The 19,889-nt window shown below is 61.8% G+C and carries 14 protein-coding genes; 6 read left to right on the top strand and 8 right to left on the bottom strand.

Going from position 1 to position 19,889, the window contains the following annotated elements; all coding sequences use genetic code 11:
• The first annotated feature begins 14 nt into the window (after nt 1-14).
• A complete protein-coding gene (gene astA / locus AC3WTM_RS17365; protein ID WP_102672659.1) occupies nt 15-1,049 on the top strand; it encodes an arginine N-succinyltransferase in 1,035 nt (344 codons plus the stop codon).
• 142 nt (nt 1,050-1,191) lie between these two features.
• Nucleotides 1,192-2,061 carry an isocitrate lyase/PEP mutase family protein gene (locus AC3WTM_RS17360; RefSeq protein WP_046043248.1) on the top strand — a complete coding sequence of 290 codons (870 nt, stop codon included), beginning with the start codon at nt 1,192-1,194 and terminating at the stop codon, nt 2,059-2,061.
• Nucleotides 2,062-2,124: 63 nt separating this feature from the next.
• Here AC3WTM_RS17360 and AC3WTM_RS17355 read toward each other — a convergent pair whose 3' ends face one another.
• Entirely contained in the window at nt 2,125-3,198 is a 1,074-nt protein-coding gene (locus AC3WTM_RS17355; RefSeq protein ID WP_102672660.1) for a diguanylate cyclase, read from the bottom strand.
• Nucleotides 3,199-3,396: 198 nt separating this feature from the next.
• On the opposite strand from AC3WTM_RS17355, the gene AC3WTM_RS17350 reads away from it, so the two are divergent.
• The 3 genes from AC3WTM_RS17350 to hglS all read left to right on the top strand — a co-directional run bounded on the left by AC3WTM_RS17350 (nt 3,397) and on the right by hglS (nt 7,599).
• Nucleotides 3,397-4,851: a flavin-containing monooxygenase gene (locus AC3WTM_RS17350; protein WP_102672661.1), complete on the top strand. Its 1,455-nt coding sequence runs from the start codon at nt 3,397-3,399 to the stop codon at nt 4,849-4,851.
• A 21-nt stretch (nt 4,852-4,872) separates the two neighbouring features.
• Entirely contained in the window at nt 4,873-5,829 is a 957-nt protein-coding gene (locus AC3WTM_RS17345; RefSeq protein ID WP_102672662.1) for an alpha/beta fold hydrolase, read from the top strand.
• A gap of 375 nt (nt 5,830-6,204) precedes the next feature.
• Nucleotides 6,205-7,599, top strand: coding sequence for a 2-oxoadipate dioxygenase/decarboxylase HglS (gene hglS, locus AC3WTM_RS17340; protein WP_102672663.1), 1,395 nt, complete (start codon nt 6,205-6,207; stop codon nt 7,597-7,599).
• A 360-nt stretch (nt 7,600-7,959) separates the two neighbouring features.
• Here the strand turns inward: hglS and AC3WTM_RS17335 are convergent, their stop codons facing one another.
• From AC3WTM_RS17335 to AC3WTM_RS17320, 4 genes are all read right to left on the bottom strand, one after another.
• Nucleotides 7,960-8,538 (bottom strand): hypothetical protein, encoded by a 579-nt coding sequence (locus AC3WTM_RS17335; RefSeq protein WP_102672464.1) that lies wholly within the window; start codon nt 8,536-8,538, stop codon nt 7,960-7,962.
• A 132-nt stretch (nt 8,539-8,670) separates the two neighbouring features.
• Entirely contained in the window at nt 8,671-9,744 is a 1,074-nt protein-coding gene (locus AC3WTM_RS17330) for a lipocalin-like domain-containing protein (RefSeq protein ID WP_102672465.1), read from the bottom strand.
• Nucleotides 9,734-12,205 carry an ABC transporter permease gene (locus tag AC3WTM_RS17325; RefSeq protein WP_102672466.1) on the bottom strand — a complete coding sequence of 824 codons (2,472 nt, stop codon included), beginning with the start codon at nt 12,203-12,205 and terminating at the stop codon, nt 9,734-9,736. Before AC3WTM_RS17325 ends, AC3WTM_RS17330 begins: the two co-directional genes overlap by 11 nt.
• Before the next feature lies 1 nt (nt 12,206).
• Nucleotides 12,207-12,875: an ABC transporter ATP-binding protein gene (locus AC3WTM_RS17320; RefSeq protein WP_102672467.1), complete on the bottom strand. Its 669-nt coding sequence runs from the start codon at nt 12,873-12,875 to the stop codon at nt 12,207-12,209.
• Nucleotides 12,876-13,012: 137 nt separating this feature from the next.
• Here AC3WTM_RS17320 and AC3WTM_RS17315 point away from each other — a divergent pair, with 137 nt between their 5' ends.
• The gene (locus AC3WTM_RS17315) at nt 13,013-14,986 is read left to right on the top strand and encodes an alkyl/aryl-sulfatase (RefSeq protein ID WP_102672468.1); all 1,974 of its coding nucleotides are present in this window, start codon (nt 13,013-13,015) and stop codon (nt 14,984-14,986) included.
• Between the two features lie 678 nt (nt 14,987-15,664).
• On the opposite strand, the gene AC3WTM_RS17310 is transcribed toward AC3WTM_RS17315, so the two are convergent.
• From AC3WTM_RS17310 to AC3WTM_RS17300, 3 genes are all read right to left on the bottom strand, one after another.
• Complete coding sequence (locus AC3WTM_RS17310; RefSeq protein ID WP_102672470.1) at nt 15,665-17,050, bottom strand: DUF1254 domain-containing protein; 1,386 nt, start codon at nt 17,048-17,050, stop codon at nt 15,665-15,667.
• Nucleotides 17,047-18,396, bottom strand: a complete 1,350-nt coding sequence (locus tag AC3WTM_RS17305; RefSeq protein WP_102672471.1) for a DUF1254 domain-containing protein — start codon at nt 18,394-18,396, stop codon at nt 17,047-17,049. The genes AC3WTM_RS17310 and AC3WTM_RS17305 overlap by 4 nt, the downstream gene beginning before the upstream one ends.
• A gap of 155 nt (nt 18,397-18,551) precedes the next feature.
• Nucleotides 18,552-19,889, bottom strand: a complete 1,338-nt coding sequence (locus tag AC3WTM_RS17300; protein ID WP_102672472.1) for a DUF1329 domain-containing protein — start codon at nt 19,887-19,889, stop codon at nt 18,552-18,554.

The following is a 19,889-nucleotide window of genomic DNA, read 5'->3' as shown; positions in this document are numbered from 1 at the left end:
CAAGGAACCGCCCCATGATTGTCCGCCCGGTCCAGATCACCGACCTGCCCGCCTTGTTCACGCTGGTGCGGCAGGCCATTCCGGGGCTTACCAGCCTGCCGGCCGATGAAGAACGCCTGGCCTATCGGATTCGCTGGGCCCAACGCACCTTCGCCGGACAGGTCGACCGGGCCGATGCCGATTACCTGTTCGTGCTCGAGGATGACGAGCAGCAAGTGGTGGGCGTCAGCGCCCTGACGGGGGGCGTTGGTCTGCGCGAGCCCTGGTACAACTACCGGGTCGGACTGACGGTCAGCGCTTCGGCGGACCTGGGTATCCAGCGCCAGATCCAGACCCTGTTCCTGAGCAATGAATTGACCGGGCAATCGGAAGTCTGCTCGTTGTACCTGCGCCCCGATCAGCGTCAGGGCAGCAACGGCCGTTTGCTTTCCCTCGGGCGCTTGTTGTTTGTGGCCGAGTTTACCCAGCTGTTCGGCAACCGGCTCATCGCCGAATTACGCGGCAGTGCCGACGAACGAGGCGGCTCGCCGTTCTGGGACAGCCTTGGCCGGCACTTTTTCAAGATGGATTTCAGCCACGCCGATCACTTGTCCGGGCTGGGCAACAAATCGTTCATCGCCGAACTGATGCCGCGCCAGCCGCTGTACACCTGCCTGCTTACCGAACAGGCCCAGGCGGTGATCGGCAAGGCCCACCCCAATACCGAACCGGCCCTGAAAATCCTCAGCGCCGAGGGCTTTGCCCACCAGGGTTACATCGATATCTTCGACGGCGGACCGGTCATCGAAGCCCCGGTTTCCGGGATCCGCACCGTGCGCGACAGCCGACCGCTGTCATTGGCCATCGGCTCACCGGACGATAAAGCGCCCCTCTGGCTGATTCACAACCGCCGCCTGGAAAACTGTCGCATTACCTGTGCCCCGGCCCGACAGGTAGGCCACAGTCTGGTGGTTGATCGCCTGACCGCCAAGCGCCTGCAGCTGCAACCCGGAGACTCGGTGCGCGCCGTGCCGCTGCTTGACCAACGGCAACAGGCCGTGGCGGCGTGACCTATCAGTTCCATCGCGGCGATGTCAATCGGCCTGACCCAGCAAATTCGTCATCATTCTCCCCTTGCGCGCGTGATAGCCTTTTATTCCTTCGGCGTTGACACTTTTGCTCAAGCCCTTCCATTCCATTGGTGGAACTCATATGTCCAGGCTTTCCCATCAAGATTTGCGCCGCAATTTTCGCCAACTGTTCGCCTCCAACACCTGCTACCACACGGCCTCGGTTTTCGACCCGATGTCGGCTCGCATCGCCGCCGATCTGGGCTTCGAAGTCGGGATCCTCGGGGGGTCGGTCGCATCGCTGCAAGTGCTGGGCGCCCCTGACTTTGCCCTGATCACCCTCAGCGAATTCGCTGAACAGGCCACCCGCATCGGCCGTGTCGCCCAGTTGCCGGTGATTGCCGACGCCGACCACGGCTACGGCAACGCGCTCAACGTCATGCGCACCATCGTCGAACTCGAACGTGCGGGCGTGGCTGCGCTGACCATCGAAGACACCCTGCTGCCCGCGCAGTTCGGCCGTAAATCCACCGACCTGATCACGGTCGCCGAAGGCGTCGGCAAGATCCGCGCGGCGCTCGAAGCCCGCTGCGATTCGGAAATGGCAATCATCGCCCGCACCCATGCCGGGATTCTGCCGGTGCAGGAAATCATCAGCCGCACCCGGCAATACCAGAGCGCCGGCGCCGACGGGATCTGCATGGTGGGCATCAAGGACTTCGACCATCTGGAGCAGATCGCCGAGCACCTGAGTGTGCCGCTGATGCTGGTGACCTATGGCAACCCGCTGCTGCGCGATGACAAACGCCTGGCCGAACTGGGTGTGCGCGTGACCATCGACGGCCATGGCGCGTACTTCGCCGCGATCAAGGCGACCTACGACAGCCTGCGCGAACAACGCCAGATCCTCACCCAGACGTCGGACCTGAGCGCCACCGAGCTGACGCACACCTATACGCAACCCGAGGAATACATCCGCTTCGCGGAGGAGTTCATGAGCGTGAAGGAATGACGGTTTAAACCGCCCCGTCGCCATCGCGAGCAGGCTCGCTCCCACAGGTTTTGCGGTGAAGGGTCACACCGAGTCGAGCAGTTCGCGATGGGGTTTCCCGTTACTGCAGCAGATCACCCGATTACGCCCGGTGGTCTTGGCTTCGTACAACGCATGATCGGCATCATTGAGCCAAAGCATCGCGTCGGCATGGGCCGGATTGAATGACGCCAGGCCGATGCTCAGGCTGACTTTCAGCGCCGGGTTCTGCTCGTAGCCCAAGATGGCGAAGCGAGCACGCAGGGTATCCATGATGGCGGCGGCGCGGTTCAGGGGCAGGTCCGGAAGGATCACGCAGAACTCGTCGCCGCCGTAGCGCCCAGCCACATCGGTCGCTCGCAGGTTCTGCTTGAGCATTTTGCTCAACTGACGCAAGACGATGTCGCCGGCAACATGGCCGTAGGTGTCGTTGATGGCTTTGAAATGGTCGATGTCGATCAGGGCGATCGCTCCGCCTTTTTGCTGGCTATTGCAACGCTGGAACTCGACTTCGAGCTGGTCCTTCCAGGCACCATGGTTCAGCAGGCCTGTCAGGCTGTCGGTGCGGCTCAGTGCCAGCAGTTCACGCTTCTGACAGCCCAGAGTATGGGCCTGGCGGAAGCAGATCCAGCCCAGCGCCAGCGGATACAGGCACAGCAACGGCAAACAGGCATAGAGCTGCACCGCGCTGGTGGCAGGAATGAACGTCGGGGCGAAAATCAGCAGGCCAACGCTCACGCCCAGGATTTGCGCGGCTGTCCCGGCCAGCAGAAAGCGCAAGCCGCCTATGGCCACGTTGTTCATGGCCATCATGGAAATGGTGGTCGCGCTGGGCAGGGGATTGAATTGCATCGCGGCAATCCAGAAGCCGCCGAGAAAGGCATCGATCAGCAGATTGCGGTATTCGGCATGATAGGGCGTCTTGGCCCTGCGCGCCCATTGGTAAGCCAGGTGCGGCCAGACCAGGCCATTGAACCACATGAAGCCCCAGACCCAAGGTGCAGGATCGAGTGGATACATTGCCGCGCTCACGCACACCAGCCCCAGGGCCAACCCCAGGATCCGCGATGTATAGAGCCTCCTGGCCAATGAAAATCCCTTTCCTCCCGTTTTTGCCATAGGACCTCTGTGCCACTCCACGGAATGCGATTACAGCCTGAGCCTATGCGCTGGAGTCTATCAGGGCGACATTAAATAGCCATCACCGACTAACGGGCTGAAAATCGCGACATCAGACTCACATAAAAGCAAAAGCCTCACCCCATAAACGGCTATACATGAAAGAAGGGGTTGATCAATTAGCATAAGAGGAGGCCCATGCAGACCTTTCAAGTATTGATCATCGGCAGCGGGTTTGGCGGCCAATGTGCAGCAATCAATTTGCTCAAGGCCGGCATCGACGATTTTCGACTGCTGGAGCGGCGTGATTTCTTCGGCGGCACCTGGTGCCAGAACACCTACCCCGGTGCGGCAGTCGACGTGCCCTCGCCGCTGTACTCTCTGTCTTTTGCTCCGTATCGCTGGACGCAAATGTTCGCCGAACAGGCCGAACTGCACCGTTACACTCGCCACGTGGTGGAGCACTTCGGCTTGCGGGACAAAGTGGAACTGGGCGCCAATGTCGAGCGCGTCGAATGGGACGACACCCACAAACGCTGGACGGTGTACACCGCCAGCAAAGGCACATTTTGCGCGCAGTTCCTGATCAACGCGACCGGGCCGCTGAGTCAACCGGTTGTTCCGCGTTTCGACGGACAGGAGCGTTTTCAAGGTAAAACGTTTCACACCAACAACTGGGATCATCACTACGACTACCGGCAAAAACGCGTGGCCATCGTCGGCAGCGGCGCCAGTGCGGCCCAGGTCATTCCGGCCATCGCCCCGGACGTCGGGCACTTGCATGTATTCCAGCGCACGCCCCACTGGGTCCTGCCCCGGGCTGACCGCAGCTTTGGCCGTTTACAGCGCTGGCTGCTGGGGTTCAAGCCGGCCTACAAGCTGCTGCGCTGGGGGATCTACTGGCAATTCGAAACCCGGGTGATTGCCTTCAAGTATTCGAAACCGGCGGTGCACATGGTTCAGCGCCAGGCCCTGCGTTTTCTCAAACGCCAGGTGCCGGATGCCGAACTGCGGCGCCAACTGACGCCGGACTACACCATCGGCTGCAAACGGGTGATTCTGTCCAGCACGCTGTACCCGGCACTGGCGCGCGACAACGTGACGCTTCACAGCCGCGAGCAAGGCATCGCGTCCATCGACGAGACCGGTATCGTTACACTGGACGGCCAGCACATCGACCTGGACCTGATCGTCTGGTCCACTGGCTACGATGCCACCGACGGGGTGATTTCCTACCCGGTAACGGGCAAAAAAGGCACCCGTCTCAAGGAGGTCTGGGCCCAGTACCCACGGGCCTACCTCGGCACCGCCCTGCCCGATTTTCCCAACCTGTTCATTGTCACCGGACCGAACACCGGGATCGGTCACACCTCGGCGCTATTCATCATCGAATCCCAGATGAATTACATCCTCGATTGCATTCGCACCTTGAAGACTCAAGGTTTACGCAGCATCGAAGTTCGCCATGAGGCGGAACGTACCTACACTGAAATGATCCACCGGGAAATGGAACGCACCGTGTGGAAATCCGGTGGTTGCCACAGTTGGTATCAAAGCAAGAGCGGTCATGTGATTGCCATGTTTCCGGGATTCAGTTTCAGCTTTCATCGCTTGACCCGAGCGCTGAAACCCGCCGATCACATTTTGTCCTGAGCAGATAGAGGGAGACGCGTGATGCTTTTGTTGTTCGTCGTTCTCGCAGTGTTCGTTGCCTGGAGCTGGCTGACCTACCCGGCCATCGGCTACTGGCTCTATGACTTGAGCATGGCGGCCGAGGCCAAGTTGTACCGGCTGCACAAGATCGTCGTGCCCATCCCCGAAATGACCGTCTCGACCTGGCAAGGCGGGCCGTACGAGGCCACCAGCAGTGTGCTGATGCTCCATGGCTTCAGCGCCGACAAAAACCTCTGGCTGCGTTTCGCCCGGCACTTTGTCGACAGCCATCGGGTGATCATCCCGGACATCGCCGGCCATGGCGAAACCGGCTTCAAGGCAGGCGGCGGCTACGACATCCCGCTGCAGGCCAAACGCATGATCCAGCTGCTGGACGTTTGTGGGGTGGAGAAAGTCCATGTCATCGGCAATTCCATGGGCGGCTACATGGCGGCGTGGCTCGCGGCCACCTACCCGGAACGCATTGTGTCCGTGGCCCTGTTCGATCCGGCCGGAGTCACCGCCCCCGAGCCTAGTGACCTTGAGCGGCATTTGGCCAAGGGCCACAACCCGTTTCTGATCCATTCGCGCGAAGAATTCCGGCGTTTCTACGCCATGACCATGGCTTCGCCCCCCTGGGTACCGAAGCTGGTGCTCGATGCCGTCGCCCAGCGCTATGAACAGTCCCGCGAAGAGCTGGAGGAGATCTTCCGCGAATTCCGTGCCAGCCCGCCGATGGAACCACACCTGCCCGACATCACCGCCCCGGCGTTGTTGTTGTGGGGGCGCAAGGACCGACTGATCGACGTCAGCAGCGTGGCGGTCTGGAGCAAGGGCATCGCCGACCTGCGCGTGCATATCTGGGACGCCATCGGGCACATGCCCATGGTGGAAGCGCCATACGGGTCGGCGCGCCTGTATCGCGAGTTTTTGGCATCGCTGCGCTCGGAGAGCCCACAGGATCAACGACTGCATTAGGGGGGGCGTTCTCAATTAGTTTCCCCACCGCGTTGTCGCCTTAAAGCTGGCCAGGCAAGGCGTAGGCCGCGGGGAATGGTTGTTCCCTTTCCAAGGCCTGCAACGCAGCATGGCCAGCTTTAAGGCACAACCCGAAGGGCCGGGTCTGCTGTTGTGCAGGGCTGTGTTGCTCGAAGCTGATTTGGAATGACCAAACTGCGCTTCTCGCGCCTTGCCCTGCACAACAGCAGACCCGGCGCAGTAGGGAAACTAATTGAGAACGCCCCCTAGCAGTCCTTAGCAGAATGAAGTTCGTCAGAAACTTCGTTTGTCGGCGTCGCTGAAGGCTGCGATCTTTCGTCCATCCTTTACGTCACCGCGCCAGGAATCCTGTTCATGAACCACCCGAATTTCGTCAGCCCTGACCTGATCCGCCAACGCTTCTCCAAAGCGATGTCCGACATGTACCGCGAGGAAGTGCCGTTGTACGGCGCGTTGATGGAACTGGTGGAACAGACTAACCGTCACGTGCTGGAAAGCGATCCGCAACTCCTGCTACAGCTCAAGAGCACCGGCGAAATCGAACGCCTGGACCTGGAGCGACATGGGGCGATCCGTGTCGGTACGGCCGATGAACTGGCGACCCTCGCCCGCCTGTTCGCGGTGATGGGCATGCAACCGGTGGGTTACTACGACCTGACACCGGCCGGCGTGCCGGTGCATTCCACGGCTTTTCGCGCGGTGCACGAAGCGTCATTGCAGGTTAGCCCGTTCCGGGTGTTCACCTCGCTGTTGCGCCTGGAATTGATCGAAGACCTGGAGCTGCGAGCGTTTGCCCAGTCAATGCTCGACCGGCGCTCGATCTTCACCCCCGCGGCCCTCTCGCTCATCGAGCGTGCCGAATCCCGGGGTGGCCTGACCGAACAGGAAGCTCTGGAGTTCGTCGAGCAAGCCCTGGAAACGTTTCGCTGGCACCACAGCGCCACCGTCACCGCCGATCAGTATCAACAGCTCAGCGCCCAGCATCGTCTGATCGCCGACGTGGTGGCGTTCAAGGGCCCGCACATCAACCACCTGACACCACGGACCCTGGACATTGACATCGTCCAGGCGCAAATGCCGGCCCATGGCATCACCCCCAAAGCGGTGATCGAAGGCCCGCCCCGGCGCCAGTGCCCGATCCTGCTGCGCCAGACCAGCTTCAAGGCCCTCGACGAGCCGATTGCCTTCACCGATCAAAGCGAGGCTCGCGGCAGCCACAGTGCCCGGTTCGGCGAGATCGAACAGCGCGGCGCCGCCCTCACGCCCAAAGGCCGCGCACTCTACGACAGTTTGCTCAATGCCGCGCGGGACGAACTCAAGGACTTCCCCAACGAAGCCAACGCCGCGCGCTATAACGCCCTGATGGCGCAGCATTTCAGCGAGTTCCCTGACACCTGGGAAGGCATGCGCCAACAGGGCCTGGCTTACTTCCGCTACTTCGTGACAGAAAAGGGCCTGGCGGCGGGCGACCTGAAAAACGCACCCCTGGAAGATCTGCTCAGCGACGGTTACCTGCGGGTTGAACCGCTGGTGTACGAAGACTTCCTGCCGGTCAGCGCGGCGGGGATTTTCCAGTCGAACCTTGGGGACGCGGCGCAGGCCCGTTACGGTGTGCACTCCAATCAGCAAGCGTTCGAAAAGGCCCTGGGTCGGCCGACGATCGATGAACTGGGGCTGTACGCCGAGAGCCAGCGGCGTTCGATCGAACAGTGTTTCGCCGCGTTGGCCGATGTTGCTTCAAGTCAATAAAAAACATGACTGAATGATTTGTCACAACTCAATAAAAACGGGCGACCTACTGGTCGCCCGTTTTTTATATCCGAAATTTTCTATACCGCTAATAAAGTGTTCGCCCAGTGCAATGGCCTCGGCAATCCATGCACTGGTAAAGAGCCCTGACACTGGGCGAACGGAACGTATTTTAGTAGAAGCGGATTAATATGTCCGTACGCAAAAATGAAATTTATCGACACAATGTTTAACAACATGTCGATTTAAATACTATGCAACACGACATCTAAAACTCACCAGTTCGACCATTACGAGCTGATTATTCCTATACAAAACTTGCACAAAAACAATCGGCCCGTATAACGCCAGTACTCAATATTAGTGCTTGCTGGTCACCGTCAATATGTCGGTATAAACCACGTTGACGCTTTGTCCGACTTTCAAGTCCTTGAGTTTGGCCTGGACTTCAGGTCGTTTGACGTCGACGGTCTTGGACTTGCCTTCCGGGTTTTCGAAGGTCACCTGGTTTTTCTTCAGGTCAATGCTGGTGATTTTCAGCTGCACTTTCACCTGACGGTAAGCTTCGCCGCCGGGGTTGGGGCTACCTGGCGCTGTGCGCATTTCGCCGGTGGCTTCGGCGGTGCCGGGCAGGCCTTTGTCGACATCGGTGTCGAGGAAGGCTGCAACGGCGCTGGTAACCCTGATCTCGACCGTATCGCCAGCCTTGAGGTTGTCGAGGTTTTTCGCCTTGTCGGTCAACTGCACAGGGAACTCATTACCCTGCGGGCCTTTAAGGACCACGGAACGGTTCGCGGTATCTACCGAAACGACTTTGGTGGTGACCTGGTCAACCACCATAACTTCGGACAACGGGAGTTCGGCGGCAACCGCGCCAAAACTGGCGACAGACAGCAAGGTTGCGAGGGTGATGGCTTTGCTCAGTGCGTGGCGTTTCATAGGCAGAACATTTCCTGTGATAGATGGCAACAGACGGCGTTGAAACCGGGCTCAACGCCATGTGTGCGAGTGAGCATAGACGCTGTTGAGCGAGTGGTCGCGCCGCAGCGGTGATTTTCCTGACACGAGCGCCTAGTACCCGGTCATTTCCAGATAACCCTGCCCTGCATGGCTGCCACTGAGGCGCACCGGGCCTTCCCAATATGGAATGCGCAAGTCCATCCAGGCTTGGGGATTGAGCGCGGCAATGGTTATATCGAGGTGTCTGGCAGGGATTTTGATCGACCAACGAATGGGCATCTCACGCCCGGCCACCCGGGCGGTGTCTTGCGGCGTGAGGCTGATGTCGCGGGCGTGCAGCAATTGTGTCTGACCCCGGGCGTCGATCCAGGTGCCGGTGAGGTAAGGTTTGCCGTCCTTTTGCCGCATGCGATACAGCATCACCTGCTCGCCGCTGTCCAGATGCAGGGAGAACCAGTCCCAACCGGTCTGGTTGCTCGTCAGGGGCTGGCTGCTCCATTCCCGGTCGAGCCAGGCCGGGCCACTGACCTGAAAGGTCTTGCCGTCGATGTCCAGGGTGCCGCTGGCCTGGAAAAACGGCTGGCTGTAGTAATAAGAGGCCTGACCCTGTTCGGATTTCTGGCTGAAGCCCCGGTCACCCTGAAGCACCAGCGGACCTGTCGAAGTCAACCGCAGCTGGTAGCTGAAACGGCGGTCGCTGGCACTGAGCTGCAGGTCGGCCAACGGGTCGTCGGCAGTCGCCTGGCTACTCAATTGCCAGTCGTCGATCCACGCGTTGAACGGCACGACGCTGACACCGGCTTGACCGACGCCGCCACGGGCATAACGTTCGGCCGCGTGATGCGCCGTCGCCGATGTCACCGCCGCGTGGCCCAGCCAGATCGTCTGACTCTGCCAGCCCAGTACCTCGGGGGTGGCTTTCAAGGCACTGCGGAACAAGGTCCATTGCGCGCCAAACTCATGCCCCTGATCGTCCTTCAGGTTGGCCGTGACGTACCACCATTCGATGCGAAAGCCGTCGTGCGAGCCATGATCCGCCGGGAAGCTGAACATCCGGCCGGGAACCACCGGGGTGAACGCAGCGGCCTGATTGCCTAGCCCGGCAAAGCCCTTTTCGACCGGTGCCGGTTGATCGCAACCGCTCGCCAGCAGCCCCAGGAGCAACACGCCGACTTTAATCTTCATGGGCAAACGTCCGCAGCAGGTCCGCCGGTTGCGTGCGGTACAAACGGTACAACGGCCAGGCCGAGGCCAGTAACGTCGCCACCAGCGCCAGCCCCATCAATTGCAACAGTTGCAATGGAAACACTCGCAACGGCAGTCGCCAGCCAAAGGCCTGCACGTTGATCACCGCGTCCAGGCACCACGCCAGGGCGATGCCCAGCGGCAACGCCAGCACCAGGGTCAGTATCGCCAACAGCCAGGTTTGCCCGAGATTGAGCAACATCAAATGCCGACGCGTCACACCCAACGCCCACAGCGGCGCAAGTTGCCCGAGACGGCTCTGGCTTTGGGTCAACAGGCTGATGAACAGCGCCACCCCCGCCACGCACAGCGTCAGGCTATTGAGCGCGGCGGTGGCGGCGAAGGTGCGTTCGAAGACTTGCGTGGACCAGCCCTTGAGCCGCGCCTGATCGACGATGCGGCTGTCGTCCAGGGTAAAACGCGCCTGCAATGCCATGACGAACGCCGGGATCGACGCCGGTTCGATGCGCAGGTTGAAGCGGTTCGGAGTCAGTTGCGGCCAACCGCGCAACAGATGGCGGATGTTCACCAGAATGTGGCCCTTGGGATTGCCGTAGTCGGCGTAGATCCCGACGATCCGTGGCGACCACGGGCCAGTGGGCGTCGCCAGCGTCAGGTGTTCGCCCAGTTGCACTCGCAGACGCCGGGCCAGTTGTTCGCTGAGCATCACCGCATCGTCCTTGGCCAGTCGCTCCCAAGGGTTGTCGCCCAAGGCTTCGAGCAGCGGCCAGTGCTGGCGGTAGGTCGGGTGGTCGATGATCCCGGACAGGTCCGTCGGCCAGCCCTGCAATTGAATCGAAACCTGCCAGTTGGGCAGCACGGCCGCCAGTTGCGGCTGCTGGTTGAGCCAGCTGTGCAGCTCCCGAGCCTGGGCCGGGTTCTGTGGATTGAGGTAAAGCTCGGCCGTCAGCCGTTGCTCGAGCCAGTCGCTGAAGGTCTGGCGAAACCCTGCGGTCATGCTGCCGGCACCAATGTTCGCCGCCATGGCCAACAGCAGCGCCATCAAGGCCAGGCTCAACGTCGGCAGTTGCTGGCGGCAATCGGCGATAAACCATTGGCCGAGCACCGAGCGACTGCGCTGCGAAACGAGACTGAGCAGCGCGCTGAGCACCACCGGCAAGGCCAGTGCGGCACCGATCAACAGCGCGGCCATCAACACGAAGCCACTGATCAGGCTGTCGCCGAAGATCAACGCCAGCAACGCGATCATCCCGGCCATGGCCGCCACCCAACCCTGGCGTCGCAACCAGCGCGCATGGGCTTGATGCCAGGCCTGCGGATCGGCCAGCGCCAGCAATGGCAGACGCGCCGCCCGCAGCAGGCTGTTGGCCCCGGCCAGCAACGCCCCGATCAGACTCAAACCGATACCGCTGAACCACCACGACAGACCAAGGCTCAACTGCCCCGCCACTTCGGCGCCATACAAGCCCCGCAGGCTGGCGGCGACATCGGGTAACAGCACGCCGGCCAGCAGGTAGCCGCTGACCACACCGGCCACACCACCGACCAGGGCCAACCCACCCAATTCGACGGCAAGACAGGCCATCAGCATTCGCGCACTCACACCGCAGGCACGCAGGGTTCGGAGCAGGCTTCGCCGTTGCTCCAGTGCCAGCCCGATGGCGGCGTGCACGATAAACAGGCCGACCACGAACGACAGCACCCCCAGGGCATCGAGGTTCAGGTGAAAGCTTTCGGTCAGGCGCCTCAGGTTGTTTTCTTCGCCGGCGCGCTTGAGTTGCAACTGGCCCTTGAACGGGTCCGGCAACGGCGCGGTGAAATCCTTCGGTAACAGCAGCCGCGACAGTTGCTCTGGCAACCCCAGAATCTGCTGGGCAAAACCGATGTCCACCAGCAGCACGCCGGGCGCCATATCGGCCTGCACATGCAGTGGCGGCAGGGCCACGCCCGCCAGGTTCAGTGGCCGGTCACCCTCGCGCAAACCCAGTGCCTGCAAGGTCTGCGACGATATCCAGGTGCTGCCCGACGGACTGAAAAAGCCGACCACCTGTTCAATCGCCAAGGCCTGCCCGGCCACCGCTGCGCCCGCCGGCAGCGACACCGGCTCGATGCCCATCAACTGCAAGCGCTGCTCTTCGTGCCCCTTGAGCGTGACCCGGCCTTGCAGCACCGGTGATACCGGCCACCCCGCGCGCCGCAGATCGATAAACCACTGCTGGGGGAACGTGCCGCCACTGGGCGCACCGAGGCTGGCCTGAGGTTCGCCACCGATCAATTGACTGGCGCGGGCATAGCTGTCGCGGGCCTGGCTGTTGAGCGCCTGGACGCCGGTCAACAGGCTGGTGGCCAGCCACAACCCGGTCAACACACTGAAAAACTGTACCGGGTGCTGCCGCCAGTGGCTGAGCAGTGCACGCAGGGTTTCGCCAAAGATGCGCATGTCAGCGCTCGCCCGCGCCGGCCAGGCGACCGCCGCACAGCAGGGCTCTTTCCGCCAGCCGTGCCGCAACGCCGGGACTGTGGGTGACCATCAACAGGCTGATGGGGCTGTCGTCGAGCAATTCCAGCAGCAACTGCAACACCTCGGCGCCGGTGGTCTCATCGAGGCTGCCGGTGGGCTCGTCGGCCAGCAACAATGGCGGACGCGACGCCAGCGCCCGGCCCAGCGCGACCCGTTGCTGCTGGCCACCGGACAGTTGCTCGGGGTAGCGCCGCAGCAGCTCGCCCAGGCCCAGGCGTCGCACCAGGTGCGCCTGCCAGCGTGGGTCATGACGCCCCGCCAGCCGCGCCTGAATCGCCAGGTTGTCTTCGACCCGCAGGCTGCCGATCAAGTTGAACTGCTGGAACACCAGGCCGATTTCCGTACGGCGCCAGTTCGCCAGTTGCCGTTCATTCATCTGTTCCAGGCGATGCGCGCCACTGCGGATACTGCCGCGATCGACCTTGTCCAGCCCGGCGATCAGGTGCAGCAAGGTGCTTTTGCCACTGCCCGACTCGCCCATCAGCGCCAGGCTGCTGCCGGGCCTGAGCGTCAGGTCGACGCCTTGCAGCACCGGCAGCGGCCCCTGCGGTGTGGCGTAGCTTTTGAAAACACCATGGACTTCAAGCATGGGTCAACCTGCTGGATAGGCGTGGATCAAGGATAGCGGCCCTGAATGTTTTTTGTCCGTTGCTGATGATCGCCCCGCCCGAGCCCCGCCCTACCCTCGACGCTGGTCTAACCATAACGATAAAAAACGGAGACGCCATGCCTCGTTTCACCTTGAGCCCTCGTGGGCTGCTCGCTTGCCTGATCACTGCCTGCCTGACGCAATCGGTGGTCGCCGCCGATAGACCGGTCGCAGCGAGCCCGCAAACCACGGCCAGTAACGCCGCCGTGCTGCAACAACTGCCCTTCACCGACCGCACCGACTACGAGTCGGTCACCAAGGGTCTGATTGCGCCGTTCAAGGGCCAGATCAAGGACGCCTCGGGCAAGGTCATCTGGGATATCCAGGCCTATGACTTCCTCGCCAAAGACCAGGCCCCGGAGTCGGTCAACCCGAGCCTATGGCGCCTGGCCCAACTCAGCGCCCATGCCGGATTGTTCGAAGTCAGCCCACGGCTGTATCAGGTGCGCGGCCTCGACCTGGCCAACATGACCATCATCGAAGGCGACGACGGGCTGATTATCATCGACCCGCTGACCATGGCCGAAACCGCGAAGGCGGCACTGGACCTGTACTACCAGAACCGTCCGCACAAACCGGTGGTGGCAGTGATCTACAGCCACACCCACGTCGACCACTTCGGTGGCGTGCGCGGGGTCATTGACGAGGCCGACGTAAAGGCCGGCAAGGTCAAGGTGTTCGCCCCCACCGGGTTCATGGAACACGTGATGAGCGAGAACGTCTACGCCGGCAATGCCATGAGCCGCCGCGCACAGTTCCAGTTCGGTAGCCTGCTGCCCCGTGGCGAAAAAGGCCAGGTCGACGCCGGCCTGGGCAAGAGCACACCGAGCGGTGGCACAGTCACCCTGATCCCGCCCACCGACCTGATCGACAAGGAACTGGAAACCCGCACCATCTCCGGTCTCGAGGTAGAGTTCCAGTTGACCCCGGGCACCGAGGCGCCGGCAGAGATGAACCTGTACCTGCCGCAATTGCGCGCCTTGTGCATGGCGGAAAACGCCACGCAAATGATGCACAACATCCTTACTCCCCGCGGCGCGCAGGTGCGTGACGCCAAGGCCTGGGCCCAGTACCTCGATGCCAGCCTGGCGCGTTACGGCGACAAGAGCGACGTGTTGTTCGCCCAGCACAACTGGCCGACCTGGGGTGGCGAACGCATCCGCACCTTCCTCGCCGACCAGCGCGACATGTACGCCTTCCTCAATGACCGCACCCTGCACCTGCTGAACCAGGGCCTGACGCCGCTGGAAATCGCCGACTCGATCAAGAAACTGCCCGGCGACCTCGACCAGAAGTGGTACACCCGTGGCTACTACGGCTCACTGAGTTTCAACACCCGGGCGGTGTATCAGCGCTACATGGGTTTCTATGACGGTAACCCGGCCAACCTCAATCCGCTGCCGCCGGTAGAAACGGCCAAGCGTTCGGTCGAGGCCATGGGCGGCGAAGCGGCAGTGCTTGAGAAAATGCAGGCGGCGATGGCCAAGGGTGAATACCGCTGGGCCGCGCAACTGGGCAATCAGGTGCTGTTCGCCAACCCGGACAACGGCGACGCCCGCAAAACCCAGGCCCAGGCCCTGGAGCAAATGGGCTATCAAAGTGAAAACGCCACCTGGCGCAACATGTACCTGACCGGCGCCATGGAACTGCGCAACGGCGTGCCACCCCATGCGAGCACTTCGGTATCGGTGGACATGGTGCGGGCGATGAGCCCGCAGATGTTCTTCGACTTCCTGGCGGTGCGCCTGGACAGTGAAAAGGCCGTAGGCCATGACCTGACCTTGAACTGGACCTTCGATGACCTGAGCAAGGACTTCAACCTGACCCTGCGCAATGGCGTGCTGACCCACCGTGCAGGGCTCAATGCTCAGGCAGATGCCAGCGTGACCATGAGCAAGGCCACCCTGGAACAGATCAGCCTCAAGCAGCTGGATATTCCGACGGCAATCCAGAAAGGTCTGATCAAGTTGCAAGGCAATGGCAAGAAGTTTGGGGAGTTGATGAGCAGCCTCGATACGTTTGCGCCGCAGTTCAATATCGTCACGCCTTGACCGGATGACGCGGGAAACCGCGTCTTCATCGCGAGCAGGCTCGCTCCTACACTGGATCTGTGGACGAGACAGATTCAGTGTGGGAGCGGGCTTGCCCGCGAAAGCGGTGTTTCAGTCAATGATGATGATGTCGAATCATGCGGCCCCTTCGCGGGCAAGCCCGCTCCCACAGGTACTGCATTTATCCTGTGAGGCTTGCTCGCGATGGCGGCCTGCCATTCGAACAGATACATCACAGACAAACGAATCCAACAAACAGGCCGGCCGGTAGGCCGCCTCGGGCGCTTTTGCGGTACACGCCCCCTCATGAGGCCGAGTGGAGGTTCTGCGTAGTGGGCAACCCGGCATGGATGCCGGGTTAGCCGCCGCCGGCCATGGATGGCCGATGGCGGCGGGCCCACGGAGCAGGACCGGAGCAAGGGCATGCCGAGCCTAGGCGAGGCACCGAATGTCAGGGGCAAGAGCCCTTGGTTACTTGGGGCTTTCCAAGTGACCCGCTGTAAGAGCGGAACCATAGGTGGCCGTGACCGCAGCAACGGATATGTACACCCTCAAAAATCCATGCTGCCTGCCACGCCGCCATCGCGGGCAAGCCCGCTCCCACAGGGGGCCGGGTTGTTCACAGCATTTGTGAATGGCACGGGTCCAATGTAGGAGCGAGCCTGCTCGCGATGCGGTTCAGGCAGACACCACTTCCACCACCGGCATTCGCCAGCGTTGATTGACCACCTGCTGCCCGGGGCCATACAGGCGCAGGACCAGGGTGAACGCTCCGCTTGCAGGCGTCGGCAACCAGTTGCTCTGCTCCGGCGGAGCGACGTTCTGCAGGATCAACGTCAACCCGCCGTCCGCATCTTCTTGCAACTGATCCCGGCTGCTCAGGCAGTAGCGATTGATCGGGTTGGCCACCAGTTGCCGGTCCGGCAAGTCATACAGCGTCAGCGACCAGAACTCGCTGGCCGGCGGCAATTGACCCGCTGCGAAACGCAGGCGATAGCTTCGCCCACCCTGCAAGGGTTGCCCCTGATTATCCAGGCGAGTGCCGGTGTAGAAGGCCTCTTCCACGCTGTTGCCGTAGATGCCGACATTCGCCGCGACAGCGCGGTTGAGGTAATTGCCGTTCAGCGCTTCGCGAGTGCCGAACAGCCCGAGGGTGGTGCGTACCTGGCTCACCGCGGTTTGCAGTTGCGCCTGGGCCTCTTGAATCCCGGCGAGCAGTGCCTGGCGTGTTGCTTGCGGCAACGTCGCCGGGTCGAAACTCTGGCCGGGCACGATGCCGATCCGTGCAAAGCGCGCGTGCAAGGCTTGTTCGGACGGTTGCGTGGGGCACAGGCTGAGGACCTGGTTCAGCGCCGGGATAAACTCCAGCCCCAACCCGGTCTTGCTGTTCCAGGGGCGCCAGTCAATGGCTGGCGCAGGCACAGGCGGCGCACTGCCGATGTATTCATGCAACGAACGCAAACCGTATTGCTGCTGCAGGGCACGCACTACCGGCAGGTCCCCGGCGTTTTTCAGGCCCGTTCTCCCAAGCACCATGACTATTTCGGTTTCACTGCGCAGCACAGCCTTGACGCCGTCCGGTGTCGGGCCTTGCCAGTGGGGTCCGGCGATCAGGTAATTCCCCGCATCGCGACCGGTGCTGAGCACGCCGACATAGGCAAAGTTGTGGGTGTACTGGTCGACCATTTGAAGCACGTAATAGCGGTCGTCAGGCACGGCCGGCACACTCAACACCTGCGGCTCGCTGCGCAGGTCAAGCCACGCCCAGGAGTACGGCGTGTCGTTGTTCGGCGTGACGATGTCGCGGTTGTTCGGGGTAAACAACTCGCTGTAATGACGAAAGCGGTTGAAGCCGCCGACGTACTCCGGCGCGGTCGGGTTGAGCGCCTGTTTTTCCATGGTCTGGTAATGCATGAGCATGGGGTACGCGTAAATCCACGCTTCTTTGGCAATCTGCCGAGGGTCATCGGAATCACCGGCCAGCAGCTGGCGTGGAAACATCAGACTTGCTCCCAATACCCCCATGCCGCCCAGCAACCGGCGGCGACTGAAAATCAGGTTCATGATTCGATCCTCGCAATCGTCGGCAACTGATAACTCCCGTCCAATGCCCCGCCCTTGGGCAGGTACAGGCGCAACAGCAGGTTGAACGGACCTTGCGGCGTCGGCAGCCAGTTGCCCTGCGGCGCAGCCTTGGGCGCATCGGCTTGCAGGATCAGGGTCAAGCCGCCGTCGGCATCGTATTGTAGACCAGGGCTGCGGTCGCCCAGGGCGTAACGCTGGATCGGGTTGGCCACCAGCAACTGGGTTTTGCCGTCATACAGGGTCAGTGACCAGAACGCATTCACTGGCGGCAGTTGCCCGGCGGGAAAATGCAGGCGATAAGCGTGTTGGCCATTGAGTTCCTGCCCCTTTGCATCGTGCAACGCCATCGGGTACAGCGCTTCCACCGCATCGTTGGCGTAGATGTAGCGCCAGGCGACTGCGGCACGGGTCAGGTCATCGTCACCAAACTTGCCGACGTTGGGCGGCGACGGCAACCAGCCCTGCTGTTCCACCGATAGTCGGCTGGAGGCTGCGCGGACCTGTTCGCGACCGGCTTCGGCGCCCTGCGCGACGGCTTCGTTCAAGTCCGCCGGGGCCTGGAATCCGGCCCCCGGCTTCACCCCGATGGCGGCGAAACGGGCCAGTTTCTTTTGTTCGCCGGCGGTCCATTGATGCAAGGGGGCCAGCGCGTTGAAGGTGCTGAACAACACCTGCGCCGGCCCGTGCCTGGTGTCCGTGTACGCTGGCAGTTGCAGCGGTGCCAGGGGTTCAGGGGGCGCGCTGCCATTGACTTTGGACAGCGGTTGCAAGGCGTAGCCCCTCAGCACTTGCGCGGCATCTTTCTGATCCGCTTCGCCCTTGACCTCGGTCCGTCCCAACAGGAAGACCAGTCGGCTCGGTGAGCGGATCACCGCGCTGAACCCCGATGGCGCGGGCCCTTTCCAGTCTGGCCCCACAATCAGGTAGCGCCCCGCCTTGTCACCCGTGGCACGAGTGCCGATGTAGTCGAGGTTGTCGGTGCGCATGTCCACCAGCTGGAAACTGTAGTAGCGACCTTGCACGGCCGGTACGTCGAGCACCACAGGTTCGCTGCGCAAGTCCAGCAAGGCACGGGAATAGAAGGTGTCGTTGTTGGGCGACACCACTTTGTTGTCTTGCGGGCCGAGCAGGCGCGGTTCGCTGTAGAGACGGTTGAACGGCAGTTTCGCGGCGATGGCGCTGAGCACTTTGTCGTGTTCGACGGTGGCGTAGGCGAACACGTAGGCCTCCTGCGCCAGGTCTTTGGCTTGCTGTTGGTCGAGGGTTGCGGCGTGAACAGTACCCAGGCTCGCGCCCAGGGCCAGAGCGGATATCCAGTAGCGCATGGCAGATTTCCTGGTAGATAAATATCAACACACACTGATCCCTGTGGGAGCGAGCTTGCTCGCAATGAAGCCGGAACATCCAACATTGATGTCGTCTGACACGCCGCCATCGCGAGCAAGCTCGCTCCCACTAGGGATTTACGGTGCCTCCCGGTTTATTTGGCCCAACGCCGCAGGTCCGAGGGGGTGTAGTCGTCGGTCTTGGCGGCGAAGCCCACGCGCATCGGCTCGGTCTCTTCGTTGGCCAGGCCGCCGGCGTAGTAGCGTCCGGAGATCAGGTCATAGGAGGTTTCCAGTACGTTGTAGGTGAAGCCGTGGTCGTACTGCTGGATCGCGTGCAGTTCACCGCTGCGCCACAGTTCACCGCGGCTGTCGTACTGGTCCGACTGAGCGATCTGCCAGCTGTCTTCGTCCACATAGAAGCGACGTTTGGCGTAGATGTGCCGGGCACCGGGCTTGAGGGTCGCTTCGACCACCCACACGCGATGCTTCTCGTAGCGGGCCAGGTCCTGATTGACGTGATTGGGCTTGATCACGGTGTCGTACTTGAGGTCGCGGCTGCCGATCTTGTAGCTGTTGTAGGGGATGAACAGCTCTTGCTTGCCCACCAGTTTCCAGTCGAAACGATCCGGCGCGCCGTTGTAGCCGTCGATGTTGTCGGCGGTGATCAGGCCGTTGCTGTAACGGGCGCTGTTGTCGTAGGCGATCATCGGCGCACGGCGCACGCGACGTTGCCCTGGCAGGTATTGCCAGGCCGAACGCGGCTCGGCGACCTGGTCGATCGGCTCGTGCACCAGCACCGCCTCACCGGATAGACGCGCCGGTTCCAGCACCCGGCTCTTGAACATGAACAGGATGTTCGAGCCCGGTTCCAGCCCGCCCACGGTGTCGGCAAAGTTGATCAAGGACTGGTTGCGCACGTAGCTGGTGGCGCCATTTTCACGCACCAGCGCGGCGCTGCTGATGCGCTCGTAACTGCCGCCGCGATAACGGGTCATGTGGTTCCACATCACCTCCAGGCCTTCGGTGGGCAACGGAAACGGAATGCCCCTGGCATAGTCGTGCAAGCCGTTGCCGCCGTCGGCCATGCTGGTCTTGGCGACGTTCTCACGACTGACCGCCAGCACCTCCTTGGGCAGGTTGGCGCTGCGATGGCTCGGGTAGATGTTCATCTTGTAGGTGTCGGGAAAACGCTTGAACAACGCGATTTGCCCGGGGCTGAGAAACTTCTGGTACTGCGTCAGGTTCTGCGCGGTGACGGTGAACAACGGCTTCTCGGCGACATACGGATCGCTGTAGCCGCCCTTGCTGTCGACGGTGCCGGCGTTGCTCGCCAGACCACCGGTCCAGGCCGGAATGCTGCCGTCGGTATTGGCCGCCATTTCCGAGCCCATGGGGGTCAGGGTCTTGCCCAGTGCCGCCGAATCGGTGCCTTTGGCCTGGGCCAGGCCGACGGTGCAGGCCAGGGCCAGCACGCACAATTGCATACGCAT

It is taken from the genome of Pseudomonas sp. EU05-FHT14B02 (assembly GCF_058791055.1).
Note: the sequence above shows the minus strand (reverse complement) of the source record. Positions and strands in the feature narration are given on the sequence as shown.

Coding starts and splice junctions, on each gene's coding strand:
- AC3WTM_RS17300 (WP_102672472.1), bottom strand. CDS start 19,889: ATGCGTATGCAATTGTGCGTGCTGGCCCTGGCCTGCACCGTCGGCCTG.
- AC3WTM_RS17360 (WP_046043248.1), top strand. CDS start 1,192: ATGTCCAGGCTTTCCCATCAAGATTTGCGCCGCAATTTTCGCCAACTG.
- AC3WTM_RS17345 (WP_102672662.1), top strand. CDS start 4,873: ATGCTTTTGTTGTTCGTCGTTCTCGCAGTGTTCGTTGCCTGGAGCTGG.
- AC3WTM_RS17355 (WP_102672660.1), bottom strand. CDS start 3,198: ATGGCAAAAACGGGAGGAAAGGGATTTTCATTGGCCAGGAGGCTCTAT.
- AC3WTM_RS17330 (WP_102672465.1), bottom strand. CDS start 9,744: ATGAAGATTAAAGTCGGCGTGTTGCTCCTGGGGCTGCTGGCGAGCGGT.
- AC3WTM_RS17325 (WP_102672466.1), bottom strand. CDS start 12,205: ATGCGCATCTTTGGCGAAACCCTGCGTGCACTGCTCAGCCACTGGCGG.
- AC3WTM_RS17315 (WP_102672468.1), top strand. CDS start 13,013: ATGCCTCGTTTCACCTTGAGCCCTCGTGGGCTGCTCGCTTGCCTGATC.
- hglS (WP_102672663.1), top strand. CDS start 6,205: ATGAACCACCCGAATTTCGTCAGCCCTGACCTGATCCGCCAACGCTTC.
- AC3WTM_RS17335 (WP_102672464.1), bottom strand. CDS start 8,538: ATGAAACGCCACGCACTGAGCAAAGCCATCACCCTCGCAACCTTGCTG.
- AC3WTM_RS17305 (WP_102672471.1), bottom strand. CDS start 18,396: ATGCGCTACTGGATATCCGCTCTGGCCCTGGGCGCGAGCCTGGGTACT.
- AC3WTM_RS17350 (WP_102672661.1), top strand. CDS start 3,397: ATGCAGACCTTTCAAGTATTGATCATCGGCAGCGGGTTTGGCGGCCAA.
- AC3WTM_RS17320 (WP_102672467.1), bottom strand. CDS start 12,875: ATGCTTGAAGTCCATGGTGTTTTCAAAAGCTACGCCACACCGCAGGGG.
- AC3WTM_RS17310 (WP_102672470.1), bottom strand. CDS start 17,050: ATGAACCTGATTTTCAGTCGCCGCCGGTTGCTGGGCGGCATGGGGGTA.
- astA (WP_102672659.1), top strand. CDS start 15: ATGATTGTCCGCCCGGTCCAGATCACCGACCTGCCCGCCTTGTTCACG.